Here is an 898-nt window from a genome sequence, read left to right on the forward strand (position 1 = left end):
GTAGACGGCGACATCGAGCCAGTCGGGTTTACTTTCCACCTCTGACCCGTCCGTACAGAAACAGCTTCTACGAAGAAGGTAGTTGCCGAGCCGTTCATGGTGTTGGTGAAACGTAATACGGCGCGCGGGTAACGTCCCAGGGTATAATCATCTTTGAGTGAGAAGGTATAATTATAATTCATGGAAGCCGCTTTGGTGGAAACGGCTGGTTCTGATATTTCCAGCCAGTCGTATTGCTGTGCGTCAATTCCGCCTACATATTTCTTATAAACTGTGAGATTAGCCGTGGCGGTAGTAGTCACGGTGAACTGGCTTTTGGGCTTAAGCGACATGCTGACCGAGCGCGTGTCAGGGTCGTATTTAGTGTCGTCTGTGAATTCGGCGGGAATTGTCACGTCGATTTCTCCCGAATCCTGGTCGGGTTTGAAATCGTCGATGCTACCGTCGTCCGTCCAGTCTGCCACGTAGAGTGTACAGTCGAGATGGTATTCGTCTGCCGCCGTGATGGCGATGGTATAGCGGTGGTTGTTGGCAATCTCGAGGAAAGTCTGGTTGCCGTCTGCCGCCTGCTGTGTGAAAGGAATCCGGTAGGACACCTCTTTGCTTTCTGATTCGTTGATCTTATACATACCTTTCAGAATTAAGAAACCTTTGTCTTTAAGTGGTGAAGGATAGGAGTAGAAGGCTCCTGCCTGTATCCCTTTGTTAGCATTCTCTCCGTAGAATCGTCGCTCTGGAGTTGTAATGAGTTCGTCTGGTTTCGCTTCTGGCATATCGCCGTAAGGTCGTATAGGGAACAATCCCGAACCGCGTCGTGCATTGCCCATCGAGACAGTCTCGATGATGAAGCGGGAACTTCCCGCTTCATTGATAATATCATAGCGTGCGACGAGTCGTG

Annotated in this window: 1 pseudogene; it reads right to left on the reverse strand. The window is 50.1% G+C overall.

The window, feature by feature from the left end:
• Positions 1-898, reverse strand: a pseudogene (locus DWW91_RS27120) (hypothetical protein); the annotation flags it as partial.

The organism is Parabacteroides sp. AF17-3 (assembly GCF_003635445.1).
GTDB classification, from domain to species: domain Bacteria; phylum Bacteroidota; class Bacteroidia; order Bacteroidales; family Tannerellaceae; genus Parabacteroides; species Parabacteroides goldsteinii.